The sequence below is a fragment of the Streptomyces sp. NPDC048331 genome (assembly GCF_043201215.1).
GTDB lineage: Bacteria > Actinomycetota > Actinomycetes > Streptomycetales > Streptomycetaceae > Streptomyces.
The window spans coordinates 59,712-85,463 of sequence record NZ_JBICYT010000001.1 but is presented as its reverse complement, the minus strand read 5'-3'; the positions used below and the strand labels follow the sequence as shown (position 1 = coordinate 85,463).

Below are 25,752 nucleotides of genomic sequence, written 5' to 3'. Positions count from 1 at the left end.
CGGCGGCGTGCGTCAGGCCTGGGGCCCGGACATGTCCTCGACCTCGCCCAGTGCCTCCTCCAGCCAGTGCAGCCAGAACGTCTCCAGGGCGATCCCGCCGTGCAGCACGAGCCGCCGCAGCCGGTCCTCCACGGCGTCCCGACCCGGCGGGAAGTCCTTCTCCTCGATGGCCTCGTACTGGGCGAGCTGGCGCCGGTGCAGCTCCAGATGGCGCCGCAGCTCGGGACCCAGCCCCTGCGGTCCCACCACACCCGCCGCGCGGATCCGCAGCAGCAGCGGGTCGCGCATCGGCTTGGGGTCCTGGCTCTCGGCGACCCACCGGGCCAGCTCCGCGCCGCCGGCCGGCAGCACCTCGTACTCCTTCTTCTGCCCGCGCACGGGTACCTCGCTCGGCAGCTCCCGGATCATCCCGGACTCCTCCAGGCGCCCCAGCTCGCGGTAGATCTGCTGGTGCGTCGCCGACCAGAAGTACCCGATCGATTTGTCGAACCGCCGGGTCAGCTCCAGCCCGGACGAGGGCTTCTCGAGCAGGGCGGTGAGGATGGCGTGCGGCAGCGACATGGCGCCATCCTAGGTTTGCGGCGGGACCGCCCCCGCATCGCGGCCCCCGCACGGCGGCCCCCGGACGGGCGCGGCCCGGTGGCGGCGCCGACCCGTGGTGGCGAGCCTGGGGGTGTGGCTGCCTCATACGACTACTCGGACCTGACCGCCCTCTACGTGAACTGCACGCTCAAACGCTCACCCGAGACCAGCAACACCGAGGGCCTGATCGACAGGAGCCGCCGGGTCATGGAGGCGGCCGGCACCCGGACCTCCCTGATCCGCGCCGTCGACCACGACATCGCGACCGGGGTCTGGCCCGACATGACCGAGCACGGCTGGGAGAGCGACCAGTGGCCGGTCCTCTACAGCCAGATCATGGACGCCGACATCCTCGTCCTGTGCGGCCCCATCTGGCTCGGCGACAACAGCTCCGTGATGAAGCAGGTCATCGAGCGCCTCTACGCCTGCTCCTCGCTGCTGAACGAGCGCGGCCAGTACGCCTACTACGGGCGGGTCGGCGGCGCACTGATCACCGGCAACGAGGACGGCGTCAAGCACTGCGCGATGAACATCCTCTACAGCCTCCAGCACCTCGGCTACGTGATCCCGCCGCAGGCCGACGCGGGCTGGATCGGCGAGGCGGGCCCCGGCCCCTCCTACCTGGACCCCGGCTCCGGCGGCCCCGAGAACGACTTCACCAACCGCAACACCGCCTTCATGTCCTGGAACCTCATGCACCTGGCCGCCCTGCTCAAGCGCTCGGGCGGCATCCCGCCGCACGGCAACCAGCGCTCGCAGTGGGACGCGGGCTGCCGCTTCGACTTCCCCAACCCGGAGCACCGCTGAGCCCGTGCTCCGCTCCGCTCCGCCCCCGTCCGTCCCCGTCCGTCCCCGCCCGCCCTTGTCCGTCCGAAGGAGGAGACCCGGTGGAGCAACTGCTGAGGGTCCAGAACTTCACCGTCTCGCGCGACGGATTCGGCGCCGGGGAGGACCAGAGCCTGGAGCGGCCGTTCGGCCACGCCGACCCCGGCGAGATGTTCGCCTGGGCCGGAGCCACGGCGAGCTGGCCCAACCGGACCGACCCCGGCGGGAGCCGGGGCCTCGACGACTACTTCACCCGGGACTTCGCCCACAACATCGGCGCCGAGATCATGGGCCGCAACAAGTTCGGACCCCAGCGCGGGCCCTGGACCGATCACGACTGGCGCGGCTGGTGGGGCGAGGAGCCCCCGTTCCACACCCCCGTGTTCGTCATGACCCACCACACGCGTCCCTCGTTCACGCTCTCCGACACCACGTTCCACTTCGTCGACGCCGACCCGGCCACGGCCTGGGAGCGGGCGCGGGAAGCGGCGCGGGGCAAGGACGTCCGGCTGGGCGGCGGGGCCACCACCATCCGTGAGTTCCTCGACGCCGACCTCGTCGACACCCTGCACGTGGCGGTCTCGCCGGTGGAGCTCGGATCCGGCGTCAGACTCTGGGAATCCCCCGAGGAGTTGCTCGACCGGTTCCACCTCGACGTCGTGCCCAGTACGAGCGGGGTGACGCACCACCTGTTCTGGCGCAGGTGACGACCTTCGGGGGCCGGTGACACGGCCGACGACACGGCCGGGGCCCGGAGCGTTCCACGCTCCGGGCCCCGGCGTACGGCACCGATTCAGTGCGCGATGTCCACGACGAACCGCTCCGGCGAGTGCAGCGGGAACGCGCGGTAGTAGGGCAGGGTGTCGAAGGCGGCGCCGAAGGTCACGTACCCCTCGTAGTCGCCGGTCAGGGCGATGCCCTTGAGCTTGCTGAGGTTGATCTTCTGCAACTTGGGGCCCTGGTAGACGTTCCGCCCCGCGTCGTCGTGCGCGGCGGCGGGGTGGAGGCGGATCTCCAGGAAGTGCTTCCCGGGCAGCGGCACGGGTTTCCCGGACCCGTCGTACACCAGCTGGGGGACGGGAGTGACGGTGACCGCGGGGCCGGAGCCCTGGAGGTCGATGACGATGCGGTCGTACGTGGGGTGGCCGGCCCAGCGGGCGTTGACGACGAGCGGGGTCTGGACCTGAGCCTTGGCGGCGGTGAGGGTGGAGGCCGAGGCAGGTGCGGCGAAGGAGAGGCAGGCGGCGAGCAGAGCGCCGGTCGCCAGGGCCACGGACTGCCGGAGACGGACGTGGATCATGTTGTCCCCTCGATTCTCGAGAGACGGGGACGGGTGGCACAGCCTAGGACGCCCGGTGAGACACCACGGTTCCGCTTCCGGACGCGGAAGGGGCCCGGCGCACGCGCCGGGCCCCTCTCGTGTCACGTGGTGCGGATCAGCACTCGATGACGTTGACCGCGAGGCCGCCGCGGGCGGTCTCCTTGTACTTCACCTTCATGTCCGCGCCGGTCTCCTTCATGGTCTTGATGACCTTGTCGAGGGACACCTTGTGGCTGCCGTCGCCGCGCATCGCCATCCGAGCGGCCGTGACGGCCTTGACCGCCGCCATGCCGTTGCGCTCGATGCAGGGGATCTGCACGAGGCCGCCGACCGGGTCGCAGGTCAGGCCGAGGTTGTGCTCCATGCCGATCTCGGCCGCGTTCTCGACCTGCTCCGGGGTACCGCCCAGGACCTCGGCGAGGGCGCCGGCCGCCATCGAGCAGGCGGAGCCCACCTCGCCCTGGCAGCCGACCTCGGCGCCGGAGATCGAGGCGTTCTCCTTGAACAGCATGCCGATCGCGCCCGCGGCGAGGAGGAAGCGGACCACGCCGTCCTCGTCCGCGCCGGGCACGAAGTTCATGTAGTAGTGGAGCACGGCGGGCAGGACGCCCGCGGCGCCGTTGGTCGGGGCGGTCACCACCCGGCCACCGGCCGCGTTCTCCTCGTTGACCGCCATCGCGTAGATCGTCGCCCACTCGCTGCGGTGCTGCATCGGGTCGCCCTCGGTGCGCAGCTGGCGCGCCGTGGCGGCGGCCCGGCGCTTGACCCGCAGGCCGCCGGGGAGGATGCCCTCGCGCGACATGCCGCGCGAGACGCAGGACTGCATGACGCGCCAGATCTCCAGGAGGCCCTCGCGGATCTCGTCCTCGGTGCGCCAGGCCTTCTCGTTCTCCAGCATCAGGGAGGAGATCGACAGGCCGGTCTCGTTCGCGAGGCGCAGCATCTCGTCGCCGGAGCGGAAGGGGTACTTCAGCACCGTGTCGTCGAGCTTGATCCGGTCCTCGCCGACCGCGTCCTCGTCCACGACGAAACCGCCGCCGACCGAGTAGTAGGTCTTCTCCAGCAGCGGGGTGCCGGCGCTGTCGTACGCGAAGAGCGTCATGCCGTTCGCGTGGTACGGCAGGGAGCGGCGGCGGTGCAGGATCAGCTGGTTCGGCTCGTCGAAGGCGATCTCGTGGACATCGCCTATCTCGGCGCCCAGCAGCCGCAGCCGGCCGGTCCTGCGGATGCGCTCGACCTCGTCGTCCGCGGTCTCGACGTTCACCGTGCGGGGGGAGTGGCCCTCCAGACCGAGGAGCACCGCCTTGGGGGTGCCGTGACCGTGGCCGGTCGCGCCGAGGGAGCCGAAGAGCTCGGCGCGGACGGAGGCGGTCTGGGCCAGCACGCCGTCCTTCTTCAGCCGCGTCACGAACATGCGCGCGGCCCGCATCGGACCCACGGTGTGCGAGCTGGACGGACCGATGCCGATCGAGAAGAGATCGAAAACGGAAATGGCCACGGTGCGGACTCCCGGGTCATCCCCGCGGTGGCGGGGAACGGACCGTCCAGTCGCTCTCGCAACGTAGCGAGGCGGCCGACGGAGGGTGCGGACTTTGCAGGGATTGCGGGCAAAGATCACCTCGTGGGCGCCCTTGCCCGGTTCATCAGCGTACGTCAGTTCGTGCGGGGCTCGGTGACGCCCGCCTGTACGGCGTCTTTCGCGGTCCCGACGTCGAGGACCGCACCCCGGGGCCATGGAAAGGGCCCGGCCCTGTGCGAGACAAGGCCGGGCCCGCCCAAGCCGTCGCCCTAGAGCGAGGGGTACAGCGGGAACTTCGCGGCGAGCGCCGAGACGCGCGCCTTGAGGCCCTCGGCGTCGTACGTCGGCTTCAGCGCCTGCGCGATGATCTCGGCGACCTCGGTGAAGGCCTCGGCGTCGAAACCGCGGGTGGCCAGCGCCGGCGTACCGATCCGCAGACCCGAGGTGACCATCGGCGGCCGCGGGTCGTTCGGGATGGCGTTGCGGTTGACCGTGATGCCCACCTCGTGGAGGCGGTCCTCGGCCTGCTGACCGTCCAGCTCCGAGTTGCGCAGGTCGACCAGGACCAGGTGCACGTCGGTGCCACCGGTGAGGACGTCCACGCCCACGGCCTTGACGTCGTCCTGGACCAGGCGGGCGGCGAGGATCTTCGCACCCTCCAGGGTGCGCTCCTGGCGCTCCTTGAACTCGGGCGAGGCCGCGACCTTGAAGGAGACGGCCTTGGCCGCGATCACGTGCTCCAGCGGGCCGCCCTGCTGACCCGGGAAGACCGCGGAGTTGATCTTCTTGGCCAGCTCCTGCGTCGACAGGATCACGCCACCGCGCGGACCGCCGAGGGTCTTGTGCGTGGTGGTGGTGACGACGTGGGCGTGCGGCACCGGGTTCGGGTGCAGCCCCGCGGCGACCAGACCGGCGAAGTGCGCCATGTCGACCATCAGGTACGCGCCGACCTCGTCCGCGATGCGGCGGAAGGCGGCGAAGTCCAGCTGGCGCGGGTAGGCGGACCAGCCGGCGACGATCAGCTGCGGCTTGGACTCCTTGGCGAGGCGCTCGACCTCGGCCATGTCGACCTCACCGGTCTCGTCGACGTGGTACGGGACCACGTTGTAGAGCTTGCCGGAGAAGTTGATCTTCATGCCGTGGGTCAGGTGACCGCCGTGGGCCAGGTTCAGGCCCATGATCGTGTCGCCCGGCTTCAGCAGCGCGAACATGGCGGCGGCGTTGGCCTGCGCACCGGAGTGCGGCTGGACGTTCGCGGCCTCGGCGCCGAACAGCGCCTTGATGCGGTCGATCGCGATCTGCTCGACGACGTCGACGTGCTCGCAGCCACCGTAGTAACGGCGGCCCGGGTAGCCCTCGGCGTACTTGTTGGTCAGGACCGAGCCCTGGGCCTCCATGACGGCGACCGGAGCGAAGTTCTCCGACGCGATCATTTCCAGGGTGGACTGCTGGCGCACGAGCTCGGCGTCGACGGCGGCGGCGACGTCCGGGTCGAGCTCGTGGAGGGGCGTGTTCAGCACAGACATCTTGTTCCCTGGGGTGTCAGTTGTCGGAGTGGGTGAGCGCCGCGTACTCGTCGGCCGAGAGCACGTCCTTCGGCTCCTCCGAGAGACGCACCTTGAACAGCCAGCCGCCCTCGAACGGGGCGGTGTTCACCAGCGCCGGGTCGTCCACGACGTCCTGGTTGGCCTCGACGATCTCGCCGGAGACCGGGGAGTAGAGGTCGGAGACCGACTTGGTCGACTCCAGCTCGCCACAGGTCTCGCCCTCGGTCACGGTGTCGCCGACCGCGGGGAGCTGGGCGTAGACGACGTCACCGAGCGCGTTGGCCGCGAACTCCGTGATGCCGACCGTCGCGACGCCGTCCACGACGTCGGACAGCCACTCGTGCTCCTTGGTGTAACGCAGATTCTCGGGGGTGCTCATGGCCTGATTCTCCTGGATGCGGGGGAGTGGATACGAACTGCGGTCTTGGGTACTGAGACGGCGCCGTTCCGGTACCCGGACGGCGGACGTCGTGCGCGGAGGGCTACTTCTGCCGCTTGTAGAACGGCAGCGCCACGACCTCGTACGGCTCATGCGTACCGCGAATGTCGACGCCGACGCCGGAGGCGCCGGGCGCGGCGTGCTCCGCGTCCACGTACGCCATCGCGATCGGCTTGCCCAGCGTCGGGGACGGGGCGCCCGAGGTGACCTCGCCGATCACCTTTCCGTCGAACGTGACGGGGAAGCCGGCGCGCGGGACGCGGCGGCCCTCGGCGATCAGGCCGACCAGCTTGCGCGGCGCCTTCGTCGCGGCCTTCTCGGCGGCGGCCTCCAGGGCGGCGCGGCCGACGAAGTCCCCCTCCTTCTCGAACTTCACGACCCGGCCCAGACCCGCGTCGAACGGGGTGAGGGCGGTGGTCAGCTCGTGCCCGTACAGCGGCATGCCCGCTTCCAGGCGCAGGGTGTCGCGGCAGGACAGGCCGGCCGGGACCAGACCGACGCCCTCGCCCGCCTTGGTCAGCGCCTGCCACAGCTGCACGGCGTGCTCGGGGGCGACGAACAGCTCGAAGCCGTCCTCACCCGTGTAGCCCGTACGCGCGATCAGCGCGGGCACGCCCGCGACGGTGCCCGGCAGACCGGCGTAGTACTTCAGGCCGTCCAGGTCGGCGTCGGTCAGGGACGCCAGGATGCCCGGGGACTCGGGGCCCTGCACCGCGAGGAGCGCGTACGCGTCGCGGTCGTCGCGGACCACGGTGTCGAAGCCCGCGGCGCGCTCGGTCAGGGCGTCCAGGACGACCTGGGCGTTGGAGGCGTTGGCGACGACCATGTACTCGGTCTCGCCGAGGCGGTAGACGATCAGGTCGTCGATGATCCCGCCGTCCTCCTGGCAGATGTGCGTGTAGCGGGCGCGGCCCACGCCGACGGTCGAGATGTTGCCGACCAGTGCGTGGTCCAGGGCCTTGACGGCCTCCGGGCCGGCGAGCGTGATCTCGCCCATGTGGGAGAGGTCGAAGAGACCGGCCTTGGTCCGTACGGCGTTGTGCTCGTCGCGCTCGCTGGCGTACCGCAGCGGCATGTCCCAGCCCGCGAAATCGGTCATGGTCGCACCGAGCGAGCGGTGCAGCGCATCGAGGGCGGTCAGGCGGGGGGCAGTGCTCATGGGTGTGGCTCCCGGGTCCCAGGGCATCGACATGACATGACGAGGACGTTCCTCCCCATCTGTCATCGGAACCTGAGAGGTTCGCCGAGAGTTCCGCCGATCGATCGATCGCCGGTTCTTCTCATCGACTTGCACCTTGGGTGGAGCTGCGCAGCAGCTCGCTTTTCAGATCTGCCTCATCCACGCGGTACGGGGCCTGAGAGATTCAAGGGAGGTTCTTGCTCCTTCGGCGCCCGCGCACGGCCTTGCGGCGTGCCGGGACTCTCCCGCGCGGATTCAAGCGGCCGGTATGCAGTTGGTCCAGATGGCGCACATCATTGCACGCCATGCCCGAGATCGGGCGGCGGGGTCCGAAAGTTCGTACGGCCCTCCGAAGAGCCCGACCGGAACCGGGGTCGCCGGATTACCGTCTCTTTACACTCAGTGGGCAAGGGTCCTCGTGACCCGAATCGGGGGAGGCGAACACTGTGCGGAGATTCGGAGTGGTGACGACGACGGGAACCGTGGAGGCGGTGCCGACGCAGCGCGGCGCGCGCGGGCGCGCAAGGGCGGCCGACACCGGCCTCGGCCTGGTACGCGACCTGCGCGGACCGACCGCGTCCGCCCCGCGCCGGCTCGGCTTCGCGGCCGGTGACATCGTCGTGGTGTCCGGTCTGCCCGGCGGCGGCAAGAGCACGCTGATCAAGCGGGCGGCCGCCGAGGGCGGAGCGGTGGACTCCCAGGACACCCGCGAGCGCTGGGAGCGCCGGATGCCCGGGGCGCTGCCGTACGCGGTGTACCGGCCGCTGGTGCGCGCCGCCCACTACTGGGGGCTGTGGCGGATCCTGCGCTCCGGAGCCTCCGTGGTCGTCCACGACTGCGGCACGCAGTCCTGGGTACGCGGCCTGCTGGCGGCCGCCGCGCGCCGCCGGGGCCGGGCGCTGCACCTGCTCCTGCTGGACAGCAGCCCCGAGGAGGCCCTCTCCGGGCAGGCCGCGCGCGGCCGCGGGGTCTCCGCCTACGCCTTCGCCCGCCACCGCGGCGCCGTGACCCGGCTGCTGCGCGAGGCCGAAGCGGGCCGGCCGCCCGCCGGGTGCGCCTCGGTGACCCTCCTGGACCGCCGCTCGGCCGCGACGGTGACCCGCATAGCCTTCACCGCCTGAGGCCGGCCGCCGCACCCCCGCCGGCCCCCGGACCCCGGCGACGCGGCGGCACGCGAGGCCGGTACCCTGCGGGGCGACACGCGCGGGAAACAAGACGAGGGCAGGGGCAGATGCAGGGCAGCGGCTGGCCGGGGAATGAGCTGGAGCAGGTGCTCGGGGCGGCGCTCGGGCAGCCGGACGCCGGGGGGCGGATCCTGGAGGTCCTCGGGCGCAGCCAGGTCTGGGTCCCCCTGCCCGGTGGGGGCGGCCCGACGACGGTCGGCCTCGACCTGCCCACCATGGACATCGGCGGGGCGGCGTACGTGCCCGTCTACAGCTCCGAGGCCCAGTTCCTCGCCTGCGTCGGCCCCGGCATGGACTTCGCGGTGGCTCCCGCGGTCGAGTTCGCCCGCGGCCTGCCCCCGCAGCTCGGCATCGCCCTCAATCCCGAGGGCGCCGTCGGCGTACCGCTGCCGCCGCCCGCCGTCGCGGAGCTCTGCCGTGCCGGGCGCACCCCGCTCGACGGCCCCGCCACCGGCGGCCGGGTCCGGCTCTACGAGCCCGACTGGCAGGACGACCCGGTGGACTTCCTGGCCGCCGCCACCGAGGAGTTCCGGGCGACCGGGCTGGTCGCCGCCGCGCACCGCTGCCTCGCCAGCGTCGAGGGCGGGGCGCCCCAGCTGTTCGTCGGTGTCCGCCTGGTGGGATGGGATTCCGAGACGCAGAACGCGCCGATGGAGGCCCTCGGACGGGCCCTGACCCGTGTCCCGCCGCCGTGGCCGGTGCAGTTGATCCTGCTCGACGCCGCCCAGGACCCGGTCACGGACTGGATTCGTGAGCGCGTACGCCCCTTCTACCTGCCGTAGGGCCGCTTAAGCTGGTTACATCTCCTGGCCGCACGCGCGACTGCCGGTTCGGAGGACACGCGTGGAGCGACGGGCGGACGAAGAGGGGTTCCGGGTGAGTGCGTCAGGCACGGCCGCGGCCGGGCAGGTCGAGCACATGATGCGCCAGGTGACTCCCGGGCGCTACGAGAGTTACGAGGCACTCCTGCACGCCCTCGCCGAGGGTCGGCTGTGGATGTTGCTCTGGCAGGGGCAGCCGGGTTCCCCGGAGGCCCAGTACGGCGGTATGGAGGTCGAGAGCCTCGGTTACGCGCCCTGCGTCACCTCCCCCCAGGAGCTGGCCGCCAGCGGCTGGAACCGGGGCTACGAGGTGGTCACCGGGCGGGACATCGCCCGAGCGCTGTATCCCGACCGCTGGGGCCTGTGGCTCAACCCGCACGCCCAGGGCGGCGGCCTCGGCGTGCCCTGGGCCGACCTGCGCCGCATCGCCACCGGGCTGGACCGGATGCCGGCCGGCCCGCTGCGCCTGTCCGAGCCCGCGATCGAGCTCCCGCAGTTCTACGGGCTGCTGACCCAGCACGCGCACCGCACCCCGGCCGTGCGGTCGCTGCGCCGCGCCTGGGTGCAGCCCGCGCTCGGCTCCCCGTACCTCGCGGTCGGGCTGGACCTGTACGACGCCTCCGCGCCCGCGCTGGAATCCGTACGGGAGATGATGCGGCAGTCGGTCGGCGTGGTCCCCGAGGGGGTCCCGGTGTGCACGGTGGCGCTCGGGGACGAGCACGACCCCGTCGCCATGTGGCTGCGCGCCCAGAGCCGCCCCTTCTACGACCGCGAGGGTCAGGCGCCGACCTACTGACACGTTCGCGATATCCGCATATCGAGATATCCGTCTCGAAGGCCGCACCGGTCCCCATCGGTGCGGCCTTCGGCGTATCCGGGGAGTCCGCCCAGGAACCTTGCCGGAAAGGGCAGTTGGGTCGGATGTCCGTTCCGTGCCGAACGGGCGGTGTTTCACCGCTCAACAGATCCCGGGGTTCGGATAACGGAAGGTGTAGGCGTAGATCACGGTTGCGCATCACATCCTCGGGGGGTCTGGCCGGCGCTTGAGAGGGCGTTGAAGACTCCACCCCACCGAAGGCCGGTCCATCTCGCAAACACCAGCTCTTCACGTGCACTTCCGGCACATTTCGTGCCAATCGCACCACCAGCGACGCCGATTGAACCAAGCCGCCACAGCGGCGGGCATGGGCCGACCCGCGTCGGCCGAGAGGGGTCCCACCACGATGACGGCACCACTGCAGGACATGAGCGCGGCCGAGCCCAAGGCCGTGGCCACCTCCGAGGTTCCGCGAAAGGCGATCGAGGGGCGCTCGCTCGGCCGCATCGCGTGGATCAGACTCAAGCGGGACAAGGTGGCGCTGGCCGGCGGCATGGTCGTGCTGCTGCTCGTGGTGCTGGCCATGCTCTCGCAGCCGATCCAGTGGATGTTCGGCCTGGACCCGGACGCCCTGCACCAGGACCTCATCGACCCCTCCCTGGCCACCCCCGTCGGCTCCTTCGGCGGCATCAGCTGGGAGCACCCGCTCGGCGTGGAGCCGAAGTTCGGCCGCGACATCGCCACCCGCATCCTCGAAGGCTCCTGGGTCTCCCTGCTGGTCGCCTTCGGATCGACCGTGGTCTCGGTGTTCATCGGCTCCGTGCTCGGCATCATCGCCGGGTACTACGGAGGCTGGGCCGACACGGTGATCAGCCGCATGATGGACACCTTCCTCGCCTTCCCGCTGCTGCTCTTCGCGATCTCCATCTCGGCCGCCCTCCAGGGCGGGGCCTTCGGCCTCGACGGGCTGCCGCTGCACATCAGCGTGCTGATCTTCGTGATCGGCTTCTTCAGCTGGCCCTACATCGGACGCATCGTGCGCGGCCAGACCCTGTCGCTGCGCGAGCGGGAGTTCGTCGACGCGGCCCGCAGCCTCGGAGCCCGCGGCCCGTTCATCGTCTTCCGGGAGCTCCTGCCGAACCTGGTGGCCCCGATCCTCGTCTACTCCACCCTGCTCATCCCGACCAACATCCTCTTCGAGGCCTCCCTGAGCTTCCTCGGCGTGGGTATCCAGCCGCCGCAGGCCTCATGGGGCGGAATGCTCAGCTCCGCCGTGGCCTACTACAAGGTCGACCCGATGTTCATGGTCGTCCCGGGCATGGCGATCTTCGTCACCGTGCTCGCCTTCAACCTCCTCGGCGACGGTCTGCGCGACGCCCTGGACCCCAAGAGCTCGCGCTGAACCTCCCGTTCCTCGGGCACCCGGCCGAGGCTCCGCCAGTACCCACCATCACTCCGAATCAGGGGGCACACTCCGCCATGAGAAGCAGGTCGAGAACAGCCGCGGTGCTTGCCGCCGCCATCACCGTCGTCCTCACCGCCTCCGCCTGCAATGGTGGTGACAAGACCGGCGGTGACGACAAGTCGGCCGGCGCCAACGCCGCCGTCAAGGCCATGGTCAACGCCTCGGACAAGAAGGGCGGGACGGTCGTCTACGAGGCTTCCGACACCCCCGACTCCTTCGACCCCGGCAACACGTACTACGGCTTCGTCTTCAACTTCAGCCGCCTGTACGCCCGTCCGCTGACCACCTTCGCGCCCGCCCCGGGCGCCGAGGGCAACAAGGTGGTCCCGGACCTCGCCGAGGGCCTCGGTACGCCGAGCGACGGCGGTGCGACCTGGACGTACAAGCTGCGCAAGGGCGTCAAGTACAGCGACGGCTCCCTGGTCACCTCCAAGGACGTCAAGTACGCGGTCGAGCGCAGCAACTTCGCGCGTGACGTGCACTCCAACGGCCCGAACTACCTCGCGCAGTACCTCAAGAACAACGAGACCCCGTACGAGGGCCCGTACAAGGACAAGTCCGACACCGGACTGCAGTCCATCGAGACCCCCGACGACCAGACGATCATCTTCAAGCTGAAGCAGCCGTTCGCCGAGTTCGACTACCTGCTGGCGAACCCGCAGTCGGCCCCCGTGCCGAAGGCCAAGGACAACGGCGCGGACTATGTGAAGAACATCGTCTCCTCGGGCTCGTACATGTTCGAGAGCTACGAGCACGACAAGCAGGCCGTCCTGGTCCGCAACCCCAACTGGGACGCCTCCACGGACCCGCTGCGCAAGCAGCTCCCGGAGAAGATCGTCGTCAAGCTGAAGGTCAACCAGGAGACGATCGACTCCAACCTGAAGGCCGGCAACACCCACATCGACATCGTCGGTAACGGTGTGGCCCAGCAGACCCAGACCGAGCTGCTGACCTCGAAGGACCCCAACACCGACAACGCCGAGGGTGGTCGCCTGGTCTACATGGCGATGAACACCAAGGTGGCGCCCTTCGACAACGTCGAGTGCCGCAAGGCGGTCCAGTACGCGATCGACAAGGTCTCGGTGCAGACCGCCTTCGGCGGCCCGATCCGCGGCGCCATCGCCAGCACCGTCCTGCCGACCGACATCCCGGGTCACGTGGACTTCAACACCTACAAGACCCCCGATGACAAGGGCGACGAGGCCAAGGCCAAGGCCGCGCTGACCGCCTGCGGCCAGCCGAACGGCTTCGAGACCACCATCACCGCGCGCAACGACCGCGCCGGCGAGGTCGACATGGCGACGGCCATCCAGGCGTCCCTGAAGAAGATCGGGATCACGGTCAAGATCCAGCAGTTCCCGGCCGGCAAGTACTTCAGCGACTACGCGGGCGTCCCGAAGTTCACCGAGGACAACAAGATCGGCCTCATGATGATGCAGTGGGGCGCCGACTGGCCGAGCGGCTTCGGCTTCCTCCAGCAGGTCGTCCACGGTGACGCGATCAGCAAGACGGGCAACACCAACCTGTCGCAGCTGAACGACCCCGAGATCAACAAGATGCTGAACGACAACATCGCCAACACCGACTCCGCCGCCCGCGAGAAGGTCTACGGCGAGATCGACAAGAAGGTCATGGACCAGGCGGTCATCGTCCCCCTGACCTACTTCAAGGTCCTGCACTACCGCTCGCCCAAGCTCACCAACGTGGTCTCCAACCCGGCGTGGAGCGGTCAGTACGACTACCTCAACATCGGCCTGAAGTAATCCCGGACGTCAAGTCCTCAGGCAGTTCGACCCTCTCAGCCAGATCTGCCAGAACCGTGGAAGGCAGGTGAAGGCAGCAGTGCGCGCGCCGGTCCGTCCCGCGCCCCCGACCGGGGTGCGGGGCGGACCGGCGGACGCCGAAGCCGACCCCCGTGTTTGTGTACATCGTCCGGCGGCTGTTCGCCGCGGTGTTCCTGCTGCTCGTTGTCAGCGCGATCACCTTCGCGATCTTCTTCCTGCTGCCCCGGTTGGCCGGCGGCACGGCCGACTCACTGGCCACCCAGTACGTGGGCAAGAACCCCTCGCCCGAGTCGATCGCCGCGGTCAAGAAGAACCTCGGTTTCGACCAGCCCCTGTACGCGCAGTACTGGGACTTCCTGCGGGGCATCTTCGCGGGCCGTGAGTTCAACTACGGCCCCGACCCCTCGCAGTGCAGCGCCCCCTGCCTCGGCTACTCCTTCAAGGACCACGTCGAGGTCTGGCCCGACATCGTCGCCCGGCTGCCCATCACCGCCTCCCTCACCCTGGGAGCGGCCGTCATCTGGCTGATCACCGGTGTGACCACGGGCGTGGTCTCGGCCCTGCGTCCCGGCTCGCTCTTCGACCGGCTCGCGATGGGCGTGGCCCTCGCCGGCGTCTCGCTGCCGATGTTCTTCACCGGCACGCTCTCGCTGGCCGTCTTCGTCTTCAACTGGCCCGTGTTCACCAATGTGTACGTGGACTTCTCCGAGGATCCGGCCGCCTGGTTCCAAGGACTGGTCCTGCCCTGGTGCACGCTCGCCTTCCTCTACTCCGCGCTCTACGCCCGGCTCACCCGGGCCGGAATGCTGGAGACCATGAGCGAGGACTACATCCGCACCGCGCGCGCCAAGGGCCTGCGCGAACGGGTCGTCGTCACCCGCCACGGGCTGCGCTCCGCGCTGACCCCCATCGTGACCATCTTCGGCATGGACTTCGGGCTGCTCCTCGGCGGCGCCATCGTCACCGAGACGGTCTTCTCGTACCACGGCATCGGTGAGTACGCGTACCACGCCATCGCGGTGAACGACCTGCCGAAGATCCTCGGGGTGACCCTCTTCGCCGGAGCCTTCATCGTGCTGTGCAACCTGGTGGTGGACCTCGTCTACGCCATCATCGACCCGAGGGTGAGGCTGTCGTGACCGATCCGACTCCGAAGGGGAACGAGGCCGGCGAAGCCGCCGCCGACCGGGCCGCGCACGCCGCCACCGCCACGGCCGTCGTGGCGGGCCCGGGCGACGTCCCGCCCTCCGAGGCCTTCCTCGACGTACGCGACCTCAAGGTCCACTTCCCCACCGACGACGGCGTCGTCAAGTCGGTCGACGGGCTCTCCTTCCAACTGGAGAAGGGCCGCACCCTCGGCATCGTGGGCGAGTCCGGCTCCGGCAAGTCCGTCACCTCGCTGGCCGTCATGGGCCTGCACCGGGCGAGCACCGCCAGCCGCTCCACCGTCGAGATGTCGGGCGAGATCTGGCTCGGCGGCAAGGAACTGCTGTCGGCCGATCCCGAGGAGGTGCGCCGGCTGCGGGGCCGCGACATGGCGATGATCTTCCAGGACCCGCTGAGCGCGCTGCACCCGTACTACACGATCGGCTCCCAGATCGTGGAGGCGTACCGCGTCCACAACGACGTCGACAAGAAGACGGCGCGCAAGCGGGCCGTCGAGATGCTCGACCGCGTGGGCATCCCCGAGCCGGGCAAGCGCGTCGACGACTACCCGCACCAGTTCTCCGGCGGTATGCGCCAGCGCGCGATGATCGCGATGTCGCTGGTCAACAACCCCGACCTGCTGATCGCGGACGAGCCGACCACGGCCCTGGACGTCACCGTGCAGGCGCAGATCCTGGACCTGATCCGCGATCTGCAGAAGGAGTTCGGCTCCGCCGTCATCATGATCACGCACGACCTCGGCGTCGTCGCGGAGATGGCCGACGAGATCCTCGTCATGTACGGCGGCCGGTGCGTCGAGCGGGGCACCGCCGAGAAGGTCTTCTACGAGCCCCGTCACCCCTACACCTGGGGTCTGCTGGGCTCGATGCCGCGCATCGACCGCGAGCAGAGCGAGCGCCTCATCCCGGTCAAGGGCTCCCCGCCCAGCCTCATCAACATCCCCGACGGCTGCGCCTTCAACCCGCGCTGCCCGTACGCCGACGTGCCCAAGGGCAACGTGACGCGTACGGTCCGGCCCGAGCTGACCGAGGACGACAGCCGCCACTGGTCCGCCTGCCACATGTCCCAGGACGAGCGGACCCGGATCTGGACCGAAGAGATTGCGCCGAAGCTGTGACCGAGACGCCTGACATGAAAAAGCCGGACCCGGTGGTCATCCCCGCGCAGGCCAAGGAATCTCCCGAGGCCGAGGTGCTGCTCAAGGTCACCGGCCTGGCCAAGCACTTCCCGATCACCAAGGGACTGATCCGGCGCCAGGTGGGCGCGGTCAAGGCCGTGGACGGCCTCGACTTCGACGTCCGGCGCGGGGAGACCCTCGGCATCGTCGGGGAGTCCGGCTGCGGGAAGTCGACCATGGGCCGGCTGATCACGCGGCTGCTGGAGCCGACCGGCGGCTCCATCGAGTTCGAGGGCAAGGACATCACCCACCTCGGTGTGTCGGGCATGCGCCCGCTGCGCCGCGACGTGCAGATGATCTTCCAGGACCCGTACGGCTCGCTGAACCCCCGCCACACGGTGGGCACCATCGTCAGCGCGCCGTTCAAGCTCCAGAAGGTCACTCCGGAGGGCGGGCTCAAGGCGGAGGTCCAGCGGCTGCTGTCGCTCGTGGGCCTCAACCCCGAGCACTACAACCGCTACCCGCACGAGTTCTCCGGCGGTCAGCGCCAGCGCATCGGCATCGCGCGGGCCTTGGCGCTCAAGCCGAAGCTGGTGGTCGCGGACGAGCCCGTCTCGGCGCTGGACGTGTCGATCCAGGCCCAGGTGGTGAACCTGCTGGACGACCTCCAGGACGAGCTCGGCCTCACCTACGTGATCATCGCGCACGACCTGTCGGTCATCCGCCACGTCTCGGACCGCATCGCCGTGATGTACCTCGGCAAGATCGTCGAGCTGGCCGACAACAAGGGGCTGTACGGGGCGCCGATGCACCCCTACACGACGGCCCTGATGTCGGCCGTGCCGGTGCCCGACCCGAGGCGGCGCGGCGCCAAGAGCGGCCGCATCCTGCTCAAGGGCGACGTCCCGTCGCCGATCTCGCCGCCGAGCGGCTGCCGCTTCCACACCCGGTGCTGGAAGGCCACGCAGATCTGCGCGACGCAGGAACCGCCGCTGCTGGCGCTGAAGCCGGGTCACCAGGTGGCCTGCCACCACCCGGAGAACGCCCCTGACCAGGCACCGGGCGACCAGCCCCTGCCGGGCGCGGCGGACGCGGTGGCCAAGGTCACGGAGTAGCCGCTCCGGCGGCCACGGCCCTGCCCGGCGATCCGGGCGGGGCCGCGCGATTGCGGCCCCGCCGGCGTTCGAGGCGCGGGGTCCGGGGCGGAGCCCCGGCAGTGGCGCAGCACGGCACCACTGTCCGCCGTCGGCAGCGCGCAGCCCGCGGACCGCGGCAGGCGCACCTTCACCCGGCGGGAACCGAGCGGCGCACCCGGCCCCGGCGGAGCCCCGCATTCCACCGGGCTCGCCGCAGGTGACAATGGCCCGGTGCTCCACGATCTCTTCCCGCCCGGGATCCAGCATGCCCTGGATCTCGCCGGCATCTTCGTCTTCGCCACCGCGGGCGCCCTGCTCGCCGTACGCAAGAACTTCGACGTCTTCGGCATCGCCGTCCTCGCGCTCGTCACGGCCCTGGGCGGCGGTCTCTTCCGGGACCTCGTCATCGGCGCCGTACCGCCCGCGGCCTTCGGGGAACTCAGCTTCTTCGTGACCCCGCTGGTCGCCGCCGCGATCGTCTACTTCCTGCACCCCGAGGTCCAGCGGATCAACCACGCCATCAACGTCTTCGACGCGGCCGGCCTCGGGTTGTTCTGCGTGACCGGGACGACCAAGGCCTACGAGTACGGCCTCGGCCTCACCGCCTCCGCCGCGCTCGGCGTGACCACCGCCGTCGGTGGCGGCGTCCTGCGCGACGTGCTCGTCAACGAGGTGCCCTCGCTGCTGCGCGACCGCGAGATGTACGCCGTCCCCGCGCTGGTCGGCGCCTCGATGGTGGCCGTCTTCATCAGCCTGCACGCTCTCAACGGCATCACCACCGGCCTGGCGATCGTCACCACCTTCGTCCTGCGTCTCCTCGCCATGCGCTACCACTGGCGGGCGCCGCTGGCCTGGAACAGGCGCTCTTCGGTGGCCGAGGAGCCGTAACAAAAGAAAGCTACCGCTTAGTAGCAAGCCGGTGTACCGTCGTTTGCATGTCACACGCAGCTGCCAAGGCCTCCATCGGCGACAGTGAGTTCGACCGCGACACCGCCATCACCGCACGCGCGGGCGAGCCCGGGGTGTACGACGCGGAACTCTCCGCCGGCTGGACGATCATCGCCGCCGTGAACGGCGGCTACCTGCTGGCCCTGGTCGGCCGGGCCCTGTCGGCGGCCCTCCCGCACCCGGACCCGTTCACGGTCTCCGCGCACTACCTGACCTCCTCCGTGCCCGGCCCCGCCGTGATCCGCACCCAGGTCGTCCGCGTCGGTCGCACCCTCTCCACCGGCCAGGCCTCGCTGTTCCAGTACGACGAGAGCGGCGCCGAGATCGAGCGCATCCGCGTCCTCGCCTCCTACGGCGACCTCGCGGCCCTGCCCGACGACGTACGCACCGTCGCCGTGCCGCCCGCCATCCCCGCCTACGAGGACTGCATCGGCCCCGAGGCGGGCCCCGCCCCGATCCCCGGCAGCTCCGCCATCGTGGACCGGCTCCGGCTCCGGCTGGACCCGGCCACCGCCGGATGGGCCGTCGGCGCGCCCTCCGGCAAGGGCGAGATGCGGGCCTGGTTCGAGCTGGCCGACGGCCGCGACGCCGACCCGCTCTCCATGCTCCTGGCCGTCGACGCCCTGCCGCCGACCGCCTTCGACCTCGGCCTGGTGGCCTGGACCCCGACGGTGGAACTCACCACCCACGTCCGCCGCCGCCCGGCCCCCGGCCCCCTCCGGGTCTCCATCACCACCCGCAACCTGGCCGGCGGCTTCCTGGAGGAGGACGCCGAGGTCTGGGACTCGTCGGACCACCTGGTCGCGCAGTCCCGCCAACTGGCCCGCGCCCTGCGCCCGGCCTGACGCTCCCCGATCCGGACCGGCCCGGCACCCCCGAGGAGTGCCGCGCCGGCCATCGTGGGGTCCCGCGGCGCAAGCGGCCACCGGCGGGCTCGTAGAATCGGGGGATCATGGCCTACCTCGACCACGCCGCCACCACCCCGATGCTGCCGGAGGCCGCCGCGGCGATGACCGCGCAGTTCGCCGCCACGGGGAACGCCTCCTCCCTGCACGCCGCCGGCCGCCGGGCCCGCCGTACCGTGGAGGAGGCCCGCGAGGCCTTCGCCGAGGCGGTCGGCGCCCGCCCCAGCGAGGTGGTCTTCACCGCCGGCGGCACCGAGGCCGACAACCTCGCCGTCAAGGGCCTCTACTGGGCCCGGCGCGACGCGGATCCCGCCCGGACCCGGATCATCGCCAGCCCCGTCGAGCACCACGCCGTGCTCGACGCCGTGCACTGGCTCGCCGAGCACGAGGGCGCACAGGTCGAGTACCTCCCCGTGGACCGCTACGGGCGGGTCCACGCCGACGCCTTCCGCGAGGCCGTCGAGCGCGACCCGGACGACGTGGCCCTGGCCACGGTCATGTGGGCCAACAACGAGATCGGGACCGTCATGCCGGTCCGCGAACTGGCCACCATCGCCCGCGAGTCCGGGATCCCGATGCACTCCGACGCGGTGCAGGCCCTCGGACAGCTCGACGTCCACTTCGGCGACAGCAGCCTCGCCGCCATGACCGTCAGCGGCCACAAGGTCGGCGGCCCCTACGGCATCGGCGCACTCCTGCTCGGCCGCGACCAGAGCCCCGTACCCGTCCTGCACGGCGGCGGCCAGGAGCGGCACGTCCGCTCCGGCACCCTCGACGTGCCGGCCGTCGCCGCCTTCGCCGTGGCCGCCGTACTCGCCGTCGAACGGCGGGAGCGGTTCGCCGCCGAGATCGGCGCCCTGCGCGACGAACTGGTCGCGGCCGTTCGCGCGGCCGTGCCCGACGCCGTCCTCGGGGGCGACCCCGACGAACGGCTTCCCGCCAACGCGCATTTCAGCTTCCCCGGCTGCGAGGGCGACTCGCTGCTGCTCCTGCTCGACGCCCAGGGCATCGAATGCTCCACCGGCTCCGCCTGCACCGCCGGCGTGGCCCAGCCCAGCCACGTCCTGCTGGCCGCCGGCACCGACCCCCAGCTGGCCCGCGGCACCCTGCGCTTCTCCCTCGGCCACACCTCCACCAAGGAGGACGTGGCGGCCCTGGCGGCGGCCATCGGTCCCGCGGTCGAGCGTGCCCGCACGGCCGGCCTCAGCTAGGAGCGTCCAAGGCCGCCCGCACCAGGCCGATGTAGCGGTTCCAGTCCCAGTGCCGGCCGGGATCGGTGTGGTCGGCGCCCGGGACCTCGGAGTGGCCGACTATGTGTCCACGGTCCGCCGGTATGTCGTACCGGCGGCACACGTCGGCCGCCAGTCGGGCCGAAGCCGCGTACATCGCGTCCGTGAAGTCCTGCGGACGGTCCACGAAGCCCACGTGCTCGATGCCGACACTGCGCTCGTTCATCGAACGGTTCCCCGAGTGGAAGGCCACGTCCAGCTCGCGCACCATCTGCTCCACGTGCCCGTCCCCGCGCACGATGTAGTGCGCCGACGCCTTGTGCCACGGGTTCCTGAAGGCGTCCACCGAGGACTCGAAGCCGCCCTGTGTGACATGCACGACTATCCGGTCCACCCGGTAGTCGGCCGGACGGTCCGCCTTGCGCCAGTTCGCCGGTGAGGCCGACGTCCAGCTCGCGCCCGGGTGATCGAGCTCGCCCTCCTTGCGTGGCTTGTCCACCCCCGGTATCAGCCACCAGGCGCGGCCTATCTCCTCCCGGCCGGCCACCGCCGCCACCGCGAGGACCCCGAGCCCGCCGAAGAGCACGGCCCTGCGGGTGCGCCCCGGCGACTTCTGCCCCTTGTTCCCCTGCTCGACGATGTGATCCACCCCCTGTACCCCGACAACGCGCTGTGACCCCGCTCGGTTCCCCGTACTCTGGACGGTGCTATGACTGAGAACCTGCCGCGCACCGCCCGTCCCCTTCGCGTCCTGGCCGCCATGTCCGGGGGCGTGGACTCCGCCGTCGCCGCCGCCCGCGCGGTCGAAGCCGGGCACGACGTGACCGGCGTCCACCTCGCGCTCTCCGCGAACCCGCAGTCCTTCCGGACCGGCGCCCGTGGCTGCTGCACCATCGAGGACTCCCGCGACGCCCGCCGGGCCGCCGACGTCATCGGCATCCCGTTCTACGTCTGGGACCTCGCCGAGCGCTTCCGCGAGGACGTGGTCGAGGACTTCATCTCCGAGTACGAGGCCGGCCGCACCCCGAACCCGTGCCTGCGCTGCAACGAGAAGATCAAGTTCGCGGCGCTGCTCGACAAGGCCCTCGCGCTCGGCTTCGACGCCGTCTGCACCGGCCACTACGCGACCGTCGTGCTGAACGAGGACGGCTCCCGCGAGCTGCACCGCGCCTCCGACATGGCCAAGGACCAGTCGTACGTCCTCGGCGTCCTCGACGAGAAGCAGCTCGCCCACGCCCTCTTCCCGCTCGGTGACACCCTCACCACCAAGGAAGAGATCCGTGCCGAGGCCGAGGAGCGGGGGCTGGCCGTCGCGAAGAAGCCCGACAGCCACGACATCTGCTTCATCGCCGACGGCGACACCCAGGGCTTCCTCGCGAACCGCCTCGGCAAGGCCGAGGGCGACATCGTCGACGAGGCGACCGGCGAGAAGGTCGGCACCCACGACGGCGCCTTCGGCTTCACCATCGGCCAGCGCAAGGGCCTGCGCATCGGGCACCCCGCCCCCGACGGCAAGCCGCGCTACGTCCTCGACATCTCCCCGGTGAACAACACCGTCACCGTCGGCCCCGTCGAGGCCCTCGACGTCACCGCCCTCACCGCGATCCGCCCCCGCTGGTGCGGAGCCATGGCCGCCGCCCCGGGCACCTACACCGCCCAGCTGCGCGCCCACGGCGGCGAGACCGAGGTCTTCGCCGAGGTCGTGGACGGCGAGCTGCGCGTCTCCTTCACCGAGCCGGTCCGGGGCGTGGCCCCCGGCCAGGCGATCGTGCTCTACGACGGCACCCGCGTGGTCGGCTCCGCCACCATCGCGACGACGACGCGGGCGGCCGCCGCCACCGTCTGAACGAAGCCCCGCACGGCAGGACGCCGCGGTCCGCTCCCCCCGGGGCGGACCGCGGCGTCGCGCTGTGGCGTCGTGCCGCTCGGATCAGGCGTGGCGACAGGTACCCCGATCAGGCGCCCCGATCAGGCGCCCGACCGGTCGCCTCGGTCAGGCCGCCGGGTACCAGACCGTCCCGTCGGCGCCGTGCTGGGTGAGCGTGCTCGCGATGATCTCGCCCTCCCGGAAGTAGCGCGGGTGCTGCTGCAGGAAGCCGGGGAAGGAATCCAGGGACGTCGCGTCGCACACCCCGTCGGTCTTGATGCAGTGGCGCTGGACCGGGACGCCGGGGAACACCTCCGGCCCGGTGCCGGGGGAGTACGCCACGAACGGGATGAGGACCCCCCGGGGGACCAGCCGCCAGAAACCGGTCCCCGGCTGCATGGGGTCGGAGTAGAGCATGCCGTCGACCCGCTCGCGCGGCACCTCGGTGCCGTTGTTCGCGATCGTCTGGAGCAACAGGTCGCCGACCCAGGCGCCCTGGGAGTAACCGGCGATGGTGAAGGTCGCCGTCGGGTCGGCCCGGTAGGCGTTCTCCAGCGCGGCCTTGGCGTTCCAGTAGCCCTGGTTCACGCTGTCGCCGAAGCTCGGGGCGAACGGGGCCGGTTGTTCGTTGTGGCTCCCGACGAAGGGGCCGCCGCTGGCCACGTAGCAGACCGGAATCGCGATGCCCCCGTTCAGCTGCCGGTTGGCGGCCTCGAAGCTCGTGGTGCACCCGGGCGCCTCGGCGGCCGCCCCGGTACCGCCGATCTGGATGTAGTAGTGGTTCGCCGGGGCGGCGTGCGCGGTCGCCGGCGCGGCCACGGCGCCGGCGAGCAGGAGGACCGTCGAGGCGACGACGGACTTGATGCGGCGGGCGAGCCTGTTCGGCTTCGTGGTGGACATACGGGTCAACTCCCCTGGGACGAGACGGGCACCGCGTCGGGTGCGGCGACCGGCACTCATCGTGGTGTTCGTGCTGGTCGCGGGACCATGCCCGCAACCGGCCATATGTGGCCGGTGGACGGTGCCCGGTGGTTTGACCGGGTTCCGGGAGGACATCGGACTCACGTGGCAGGGCCGTCGTCGGGGGGAAGGGCATACAAGTGGGCAGCCAGTTCGGCGCGTTGCTCCGCGGGTTACGGCACGAGGCGGGGATGACGCAGGAGCAACTGGCCGAGCGGTCCCGGCTCGGGGTCCGCACCATCCACCGGTTGGAGACCGGCAAGCCCACCGACGCCCGGATGGGAACGGTGAAGCAGGTCGCGCAGGCGTTGGCCGACGAGCTGAAGCGCGACCGGGACGAGCTCTGGACGGACCTGCTGGCCGCCCACCGCGGCCGGGCGGCGCCCCCAGGGGAAGACCCGCGGGCCGTACACGCCCCCGTGTCCGAGGCGGAGCCGGAGCCGGTGACCGGACCGGAGCGGGTGCCGGAGCGGGCGCCCGGGCCGGACCGTTCGGCCCGGCCGGTGCACCGTCGCACGCGGGGCACGTCCCGGGGCGCCCTGGCCGAGGCCGCCGAGTCGCTCGCCCACGACGTCTACGGACGCTGCATCCGCGAGGAGGAGCAGCGCCGTGTCCACGACCCCTTCCCGCTGCCCGTGGGGTGGCGGTCGGCCCCCGCCGACCTGCTGGACCACTGGGACAACATCCGCGGCGCCCCGCCCGGCGCCGCCCACGGCCCGCTGTCCCTGGACGGCGGCCTCACCGACATCGCCGACGTCTACCGGCGCGTCCGGTCCGGGCGGCTGGTGGTGCTCGGCCGGGCCGGATCCGGCAAGACCGTCCTCGTCCTGCGGTTCGTCCTCGACCAGCTGGTCGCGCGCGCCGACGGCGATCCCGTGCCCGTGGTCTTCAGCACGGGATCGTGGGACCCGACAGGCACCACCCTGCGCGACTGGCTGATCGCCGGCCTGCTGCGCGACCACCCGAACCTCGACGCGCGCGCCCCCGGCGGAGCCACCCTCGCCGCCGCCCTGGTGGACGCCGGATGGATCCTGCCGGTCCTGGACGGGTTCGACGAGATGGCCACCGGACTGCTCGGCCTCGCCCTGCGCGAACTCAACGCGAGCTCGCTGCCCCTGCTGCTGACCAGCCGCACCGAGCAGTTCGCCGAGGCCGTCGGGGTCGAGCTGCTCCGCCGGACCGCGGGCATCGAACTGCTGGACCTGGACGCCGACGACCTGGTGCACTACCTGCCCCGCACCGCGCGCCCGAGCGCGCCGGCCGACCGGGAGGGACGGGCCGCCACCGGCTGGGACCCCGTCCTGGAGCGGCTGCGCACCGACCCGGACGGCGGGCCCGGCGCCCGGCTCAGGGCCGTACTGAGCACCCCGCTGATGGTCCTGCTCGCCCGGACCGCCTACAGCGACACCCCGGCCCAGGACCCGGCCGCGCTGCTGGACGAGGCCCGCTTCCCGACCCCCGAGGCCATCGAGGAGCACCTCCTCGCCGGGTTCGTGCCGAGCGTCTACCGGCAGCCGCCCCCGGCCGTCCCGGGCTCCCGTCGGGCACGGAGGCCCCGGAGCTGGGACCCGCAACGCGCCCGGCGCTACCTGGGGCACCTCGCCGACCACCTGGACCGACCCGAGCGCCGCGCGGGCCAGGACCTGGCGTGGTGGCAGCTGCGCGACTCGCTGCGGCCGTCCTCGCGGATCCTGGCGGTCGTCCTCGCCTGCTCCCTGGTCACCGCGCTCGCCGACTGGCTGGTCTTCCCGGCCAAGAACCTGGCCGCCGGCCGCGGGGCCGCGTTCGCGCTGGGTACGGGGCTGCTGGACGCCCTGCTCTTCGGCCCCGCCGTCGGCCTCGCCTTCGGGTTGGTCCACGGGCTCATGGCCCTCCTCGGGATCCGGGCGTTCGAACCGTCCCGGGTGCGGATGCGGCTGCCCGGCCGCCGCGGGCGGGGCGGCGGACCGACCTCCCGCCGGTTCGCCACCCTGGTCCCGGCCGGACTGCTGGGCGGCCTCGTGATGGGCATCGGCTGCGGACTGGCCTTCACCGCCGGCGCGTGGCTCACGTACGGCGGGGTGCCGGTCAACGTGGCGGTGCTCCGGGCGACGGCCGTCAACTGCCTCATGTACGGCCTCGTCTTCGCCCTGGCGGGAGGGCTCGTCCTCGGGCTCGTGGCCACCTTGGAGACCCCCATCGACCTCGGCTCCGCCGCCACCCCGACGGACCTGCTGGCCATCAACCGCAGCATCGTGGTGCGCCAGGCGCTCTTCCTCGCGCCGATGCTCACCCTGGTGATCGCCTTCGGCGGCCGACTCATGACCGAGCTGCTCCAGGGCGTCCTCGGCCCCCTGACCTGGCCGATGGCCGACGGGCTCGCGCTCGGCGCCGTGGGCGGGGTGGCCGGCGCGCTCTCCTACGTCCTGGCGTTCACCGCCTGGGGCCAGTGGGTGCTGCTGGCCCGGATCTGGCTGCCGCTGACCGGCCGCCTCCCCTGGGCGACGGTCGCCTTCCTGGAGGACGCCTACCGGCGCGGTGTGCTGCGCCAGGTCGGTGCCGTCTACCAGTTCCGCCACGCGCGGCTCCAGCGCCACCTGCGCGGCCGGCCCACGTGTGCGGCAGGCGCCCCGCCGGGAGGAATCACCCGCTCGGTGAATCCCACACCGTTTCGGGGCGATGGTTCGGCCCGGTGACGGCCGTCCAGCAGACCCTGCAGAAGATCATGTCGTTGGCCTCGTCGAGGTCGACCTCCGGGGGAAGACCCGGTACCGACCTGGCCACCGCGAAGTCGATCGGCGTCTCCAGGTAGCAGTGCGGGCCGCGCTTGGTCACCCAGAACGGGTCGCTGCCGCTGCCGGGCGGACGCGGGCGGACGCTGCCGCCGGCCCGGACGAGGGCGTCGACCACCTCGTACATGTGTCGCTGCGCATGCTCCATGGCCGGATTCTGCACCGACG

General features: G+C 71.3%; 24 protein-coding genes and 1 riboswitch. Of the genes, 15 read left to right on the top strand and 9 right to left on the bottom strand.

Going from position 1 to position 25,752, the window contains the following annotated elements; translation table 11 throughout:
• Positions 1-12: 12 nt before the first annotated feature.
• Complete coding sequence (locus ACGFYY_RS00365) at positions 13-561, bottom strand: PadR family transcriptional regulator (protein ID WP_365271934.1); 549 nt, start codon at positions 559-561, stop codon at positions 13-15.
• 114 nt (positions 562-675) lie between these two features.
• On the opposite strand from ACGFYY_RS00365, the gene ACGFYY_RS00360 reads away from it, so the two are divergent.
• Both ACGFYY_RS00360 and ACGFYY_RS00355 read left to right on the top strand, forming a co-directional pair.
• A complete protein-coding gene (locus ACGFYY_RS00360) occupies positions 676-1,389 on the top strand; it encodes a flavodoxin family protein (protein ID WP_365271937.1) in 714 nt (237 codons plus the stop codon).
• An 80-nt stretch (positions 1,390-1,469) separates the two neighbouring features.
• Complete coding sequence (locus tag ACGFYY_RS00355) at positions 1,470-2,114, top strand: dihydrofolate reductase family protein (protein ID WP_365271940.1); 645 nt, start codon at positions 1,470-1,472, stop codon at positions 2,112-2,114.
• Between the two features lie 86 nt (positions 2,115-2,200).
• Here ACGFYY_RS00355 and ACGFYY_RS00350 read toward each other — a convergent pair whose 3' ends face one another.
• The 5 genes from ACGFYY_RS00350 to gcvT form a co-directional block, all read right to left on the bottom strand.
• Positions 2,201-2,707, bottom strand: a complete 507-nt coding sequence (locus tag ACGFYY_RS00350) for a hypothetical protein (protein WP_393706411.1) — start codon at positions 2,705-2,707, stop codon at positions 2,201-2,203.
• 136 nt (positions 2,708-2,843) lie between these two features.
• Positions 2,844-4,226 carry an L-serine ammonia-lyase gene (locus tag ACGFYY_RS00345; RefSeq protein WP_393706410.1) on the bottom strand — a complete coding sequence of 461 codons (1,383 nt, stop codon included), beginning with the start codon at positions 4,224-4,226 and terminating at the stop codon, positions 2,844-2,846.
• Between the two features lie 290 nt (positions 4,227-4,516).
• The gene (glyA, locus tag ACGFYY_RS00340) at positions 4,517-5,773 is read right to left on the bottom strand and encodes a serine hydroxymethyltransferase (RefSeq protein ID WP_356810672.1); all 1,257 of its coding nucleotides are present in this window, start codon (positions 5,771-5,773) and stop codon (positions 4,517-4,519) included.
• Positions 5,774-5,789: 16 nt separating this feature from the next.
• Positions 5,790-6,173, bottom strand: coding sequence for a glycine cleavage system protein GcvH (gene gcvH / locus ACGFYY_RS00335; RefSeq protein WP_365271949.1), 384 nt, complete (start codon positions 6,171-6,173; stop codon positions 5,790-5,792).
• Between the two features lie 103 nt (positions 6,174-6,276).
• Positions 6,277-7,392, bottom strand: coding sequence for a glycine cleavage system aminomethyltransferase GcvT (gcvT, locus tag ACGFYY_RS00330; RefSeq protein ID WP_393706409.1), 1,116 nt, complete (start codon positions 7,390-7,392; stop codon positions 6,277-6,279).
• Positions 7,393-7,567: 175 nt separating this feature from the next.
• Positions 7,568-7,671, bottom strand: a riboswitch (glycine riboswitch).
• Positions 7,672-7,877: 206 nt separating this feature from the next.
• On the opposite strand from gcvT, the gene ACGFYY_RS00325 reads away from it, so the two are divergent.
• The 11 genes from ACGFYY_RS00325 to ACGFYY_RS00275 all read left to right on the top strand — a co-directional run bounded on the left by ACGFYY_RS00325 (position 7,878) and on the right by ACGFYY_RS00275 (position 19,968).
• Positions 7,878-8,534, top strand: a complete 657-nt coding sequence (locus ACGFYY_RS00325) for an AAA family ATPase (RefSeq protein WP_393706408.1) — start codon at positions 7,878-7,880, stop codon at positions 8,532-8,534.
• Between the two features lie 110 nt (positions 8,535-8,644).
• Positions 8,645-9,379 carry an enhanced serine sensitivity protein SseB gene (locus ACGFYY_RS00320; RefSeq protein WP_393706407.1) on the top strand — a complete coding sequence of 245 codons (735 nt, stop codon included), beginning with the start codon at positions 8,645-8,647 and terminating at the stop codon, positions 9,377-9,379.
• Positions 9,380-9,473: 94 nt separating this feature from the next.
• Entirely contained in the window at positions 9,474-10,214 is a 741-nt protein-coding gene (locus ACGFYY_RS00315; RefSeq protein WP_365271958.1) for an enhanced serine sensitivity protein SseB C-terminal domain-containing protein, read from the top strand.
• Positions 10,215-10,641: 427 nt separating this feature from the next.
• On the top strand, positions 10,642-11,637 hold the full coding sequence (locus tag ACGFYY_RS00310; protein ID WP_365271961.1) for an ABC transporter permease: 996 nt from the start codon (positions 10,642-10,644) through the stop codon (positions 11,635-11,637).
• 77 nt (positions 11,638-11,714) lie between these two features.
• The gene (locus ACGFYY_RS00305; protein ID WP_393706406.1) at positions 11,715-13,463 is read left to right on the top strand and encodes an ABC transporter substrate-binding protein; all 1,749 of its coding nucleotides are present in this window, start codon (positions 11,715-11,717) and stop codon (positions 13,461-13,463) included.
• 152 nt (positions 13,464-13,615) lie between these two features.
• The gene (locus ACGFYY_RS00300) at positions 13,616-14,623 is read left to right on the top strand and encodes an ABC transporter permease (protein ID WP_030725362.1); all 1,008 of its coding nucleotides are present in this window, start codon (positions 13,616-13,618) and stop codon (positions 14,621-14,623) included.
• An 80-nt stretch (positions 14,624-14,703) separates the two neighbouring features.
• On the top strand, positions 14,704-15,768 hold the full coding sequence (locus tag ACGFYY_RS00295; protein WP_393706807.1) for an ABC transporter ATP-binding protein: 1,065 nt from the start codon (positions 14,704-14,706) through the stop codon (positions 15,766-15,768).
• A 14-nt stretch (positions 15,769-15,782) separates the two neighbouring features.
• Positions 15,783-16,883, top strand: coding sequence for a dipeptide ABC transporter ATP-binding protein (locus tag ACGFYY_RS00290; RefSeq protein ID WP_365271992.1), 1,101 nt, complete (start codon positions 15,783-15,785; stop codon positions 16,881-16,883).
• 252 nt (positions 16,884-17,135) lie between these two features.
• Entirely contained in the window at positions 17,136-17,792 is a 657-nt protein-coding gene (locus tag ACGFYY_RS00285; protein WP_365277893.1) for a trimeric intracellular cation channel family protein, read from the top strand.
• Positions 17,793-17,839: 47 nt separating this feature from the next.
• Positions 17,840-18,697, top strand: a complete 858-nt coding sequence (locus ACGFYY_RS00280; RefSeq protein ID WP_150259545.1) for a thioesterase family protein — start codon at positions 17,840-17,842, stop codon at positions 18,695-18,697.
• A gap of 107 nt (positions 18,698-18,804) precedes the next feature.
• Positions 18,805-19,968: a cysteine desulfurase family protein gene (locus ACGFYY_RS00275; protein ID WP_393706405.1), complete on the top strand. Its 1,164-nt coding sequence runs from the start codon at positions 18,805-18,807 to the stop codon at positions 19,966-19,968.
• Here ACGFYY_RS00275 and ACGFYY_RS00270 read toward each other — a convergent pair.
• Complete coding sequence (locus tag ACGFYY_RS00270) at positions 19,961-20,635, bottom strand: N-acetylmuramoyl-L-alanine amidase (RefSeq protein ID WP_393706404.1); 675 nt, start codon at positions 20,633-20,635, stop codon at positions 19,961-19,963. The genes ACGFYY_RS00275 and ACGFYY_RS00270 overlap by 8 nt on opposite strands.
• Positions 20,636-20,695: 60 nt before the next feature.
• Here ACGFYY_RS00270 and mnmA point away from each other — a divergent pair, with 60 nt between their 5' ends.
• Entirely contained in the window at positions 20,696-21,832 is a 1,137-nt protein-coding gene (mnmA, locus tag ACGFYY_RS00265; RefSeq protein ID WP_393706403.1) for a tRNA 2-thiouridine(34) synthase MnmA, read from the top strand.
• 147 nt (positions 21,833-21,979) lie between these two features.
• On the opposite strand, the gene ACGFYY_RS00260 is transcribed toward mnmA, so the two are convergent.
• Entirely contained in the window at positions 21,980-22,753 is a 774-nt protein-coding gene (locus ACGFYY_RS00260; protein WP_393706402.1) for a PE-PPE domain-containing protein, read from the bottom strand.
• 200 nt (positions 22,754-22,953) lie between these two features.
• Here ACGFYY_RS00260 and ACGFYY_RS00255 point away from each other — a divergent pair, with 200 nt between their 5' ends.
• Complete coding sequence (locus ACGFYY_RS00255; protein WP_393706401.1) at positions 22,954-25,488, top strand: helix-turn-helix domain-containing protein; 2,535 nt, start codon at positions 22,954-22,956, stop codon at positions 25,486-25,488.
• Here ACGFYY_RS00255 and ACGFYY_RS00250 read toward each other — a convergent pair.
• The gene (locus ACGFYY_RS00250) at positions 25,436-25,732 is read right to left on the bottom strand and encodes a hypothetical protein (RefSeq protein ID WP_393706400.1); all 297 of its coding nucleotides are present in this window, start codon (positions 25,730-25,732) and stop codon (positions 25,436-25,438) included. The two genes, ACGFYY_RS00255 and ACGFYY_RS00250, sit on opposite strands and share 53 nt — an antisense overlap.
• Positions 25,733-25,752: the final 20 nt, after the last annotated feature.